Origin of the sequence: Rhodococcus sp. EPR-134, from assembly GCF_001647205.1 — a bacterium.
GTDB classification, from domain to species: domain Bacteria; phylum Actinomycetota; class Actinomycetes; order Mycobacteriales; family Mycobacteriaceae; genus Rhodococcus_F; species Rhodococcus_F qingshengii.
The window spans coordinates 1-3,046 of sequence record NZ_LVCT01000041.1 but is presented as its reverse complement, the minus strand read 5'-3'; the positions used below and the strand labels follow the sequence as shown (position 1 = coordinate 3,046).

The following is a 3,046-nucleotide window of genomic DNA, read 5'->3' as shown; positions in this document are numbered from 1 at the left end:
GACGCTCTCACTCGGTTCGGACGACTCGACTTCTGCATCACCAGCGCCGCGGTCAGCGGTCCACAGATGCTTCATCGCACCACCGCCGAGAACCTCAGCACCGTCATCACGACAAACGTCGTCGGAACCGCACTGGTCGCCGCCGAAGCCTCCCGAGTGATGCGCGAAGCCGGATTCGGGCGCATCGTGATGATTGCCTCGACCGCAGGACTGCACGGAGAACCCACCGTGTCCGCCTACGCCGCCAGCAAGGGTGCCGTCATCGCATTGGGACGCACCGCAGCCGGCGAAGGAGCGAGTCGCAATGTGTTCACCAATGTCGTACTGCCCTATGCCACTACGCAGATGACCGAATCCGGAATGGATCCACGATTCATCGACATCATGGGTGCCGACCTGGTAGCCCCGGTGGTCACCGCCCTCGTCGATCCCGAGTCCACGACCAACGGGCAGGTGATCGTCACGGCAGGCAACGGGGTGCGTTCGGCAGACGCCGTCGAGGGCTCGACCGAATTCTTGCCCACCACCACAGAACTCGATGCCAAAGCGCTCGACGCGCTACTCGTGACCAGCCGACTCGGCGCTCCTCACACCTATCCGAGCGCACAGGAAGCCTTCGCGGACTTCGCTTCCGAACTGCTCGACCACCACAATCGGAAAGCGCGCGCATGACCGACATCCCACTGGGCGATCTTGCACTGAACTTCGGTGTGAGCGCACTCGCCGTCCTCGTCTTCATCGCAGTCGTGATGGCCGTCGCCATCCGGATGAACAATCACTCGATCATCGACATCTGCTGGGGGCCTGGCTTCGCCGTCGTCGCCGTCGTCTCGTACCTGACGTCCATCGGGTCGGACGGCAACGATCTGCGTCGCCTCGTCGTGCTGGCTCTGACCGTGGTGTGGGGAATGCGACTCGGCCTCTACATCGGCTTCCGAAACCGTGGGCACGGGCAGGACAAGCGCTACACTGCCCTGCTCAAACATCAACAGGGACCGCTGGTTCCGTTCCTGATTCGCAAAATCTACGGCCTCCAGGGCGTTCTCATTCTCGTGGTGTCGCTGCCCGTCCAGTTCGCGATGTACGAGTTTCGCGCCCTCGGAGTCCTCGGCGCGATCGGCATCGCGGTCTGGACCGTCGGCTTCGTCTTCGAATCGGTTGGAGACTACCAACTTTCCCGCTTCAAAGCTGATCCGGCCAATGCCGGGAAGGTGATGGACCGTGGGCTCTGGGCCTGGACCCGCCATCCCAACTACTTCGGTGATGCATGCGTCTGGGTCGGACTGTTCATCCTCGCGCTTGGTGATCCATTGGCGCTGATCACGATCGTCTCTCCGATCGTCATGATCAAACTGCTGGTGAGCTACAGCGGTAAGGCCCTTCTCGAACGCGGCATGCGCAAGAGCAAGGGGCAGGCCTACGACGACTACGTCGCCCGGACCAGCGGATTCTTACCTCGTCCACCCCGTCCGGCACGAAACCACGCGTCGTGAGCGCCCCCACGAGTGGTCTCGCCGACGTCTTCGATCTGGAATCGACCGGCCCGGACCGGTGGCAAGGGTCGAACGACGGTGTTCGGCTGCCTCAGCTGTTCGGCGGCCAACTGGTAGCCCAGTCGATTCTCGCAGCCGGGCACACGGTTACCGACGGCAAAGCGATCAGTTCCGTCCACACCCACTTCCTTCGCCCGGGGTCGACGAATCGCGCGACCGAGTTCTCGGTAGATCGCCTTCGGGACGGAAAACGCCTGTCCACCAGAGGCGTCGACGTCCACCAGGACGGACGACTCGTCTGCCGTTCGACGGTCTCTGCCTCCTCGATCGACGAGGGCATCACTCACAGTCGCGCAGTACCTACCGCACTCCCGCCCGCTGAGTGCGTGACGTTGCAGGAGTTGGCCGAGGCAGACGGCGGGCTGGGAGAGGTGTGGGAGGAGTTCTCCGCCATCGAGATTCGTGTGTCCCCCATCGATTCGCAGGCCCCCACGACGCATTCGGCGGCGCCTCCGCGCAACATCTGGATGCGTTCGGCTCAGCGGCTGAGCGACGATCCGCTGATTCACGTGGCTGCTCTCGCCTATGCCAGTGATCTGATGCTGATGGCAACCGCGCTGACTCCGCACGGCTACGACATCGGGCAGGAGCACTCGCTCGACACGGACTGGACTGGTGTGTCCCTCGATCACACGATGTGGTTTCAACGCCCTGTGCGGGCGGACGAGTGGCTGCTCTTCGAGCACTCGACCCCCACAGCTCACACCGGCAGAGCAGTAGTGAATGCCGCGGTCTTCGATCAGTCCGGACTCCAGATCTGCCAGATCACTCAGGAAGCGTTACTCATTGCCCGCACCGAGTGATTCCCGACTCTTTCTGCAGACCATTCGGTACGGTCTCGCGGTGCCGCAGGGTGCGCGGCCTATGATTTCGGGGTGGTACGAGTGAATGCAGCCGGATCTTCGACACCCACCGCGTCGGCGGGCGTCACCGAGTTGCCTGCCGGCGGTCCGAACGCACTGGCCGTCACGCTCGGGTTGTTGGGGGACGAGTGGAACCTCTGGATTCTGCGATTCGCCCTGTTGGGGTCGCGGCGATACAACGACTGGCTCGCCCTCGGGGGAATCTCCAACTCCGTATTGTCCTCACGGTTGGCGGTCCTGACGGCCGGCGGAATGCTCTAGCGTCGTGAGTATCAGCAGAACCCGCCCAGGCACGAATACTCGGTCACCCGCAAAGGGCAGTCGATCTGGCCCGTCCTCATCACCATGTGGTCGTGGGAGAAGCAGTGGGCGCCCAATGAAACCCAGCCGCTTCCACCACTGCGGCACAGCACCTGCGGAAACGACTTCACCCCGATCCTGCGCTGCAAGGAGTGCGGCGAGGACGTGGACGTACGATCCCTGGACTCCCAAATGGGTCCGAGTGGGGACTTCTCACGCAGTGTCCCGGAAGCAACATCGCGGCGACGCTCCACCAAGTCCGAACGCCGTCCGGAGATTCTGGCTCACACGATGGAACTTGTCGGCAATCGCTGGTCAGCGGCGATCATC

General features: G+C 63.1%; 3 protein-coding genes and 1 pseudogene. All 4 read left to right on the top strand.

Annotation, left to right across the window (positions count from 1 at the left end; genetic code table 11):
* A partial coding sequence (locus A2J01_RS01925; RefSeq protein ID WP_064111716.1) for an SDR family NAD(P)-dependent oxidoreductase occupies positions 1-672 on the top strand: 672 nt, incomplete at its 5' end.
* Positions 669-1,493 carry a DUF1295 domain-containing protein gene (locus A2J01_RS01920; RefSeq protein WP_042451087.1) on the top strand — a complete coding sequence of 275 codons (825 nt, stop codon included), beginning with the start codon at positions 669-671 and terminating at the stop codon, positions 1,491-1,493. The genes A2J01_RS01925 and A2J01_RS01920, both read left to right, overlap by 4 nt.
* Positions 1,490-2,356, top strand: a complete 867-nt coding sequence (locus A2J01_RS01915) for an acyl-CoA thioesterase (protein WP_054827295.1) — start codon at positions 1,490-1,492, stop codon at positions 2,354-2,356. Before A2J01_RS01920 ends, A2J01_RS01915 begins: the two co-directional genes overlap by 4 nt.
* A gap of 72 nt (positions 2,357-2,428) precedes the next feature.
* Positions 2,429-3,046: pseudogene (locus tag A2J01_RS01910) on the top strand (winged helix-turn-helix transcriptional regulator); the annotation flags it as partial.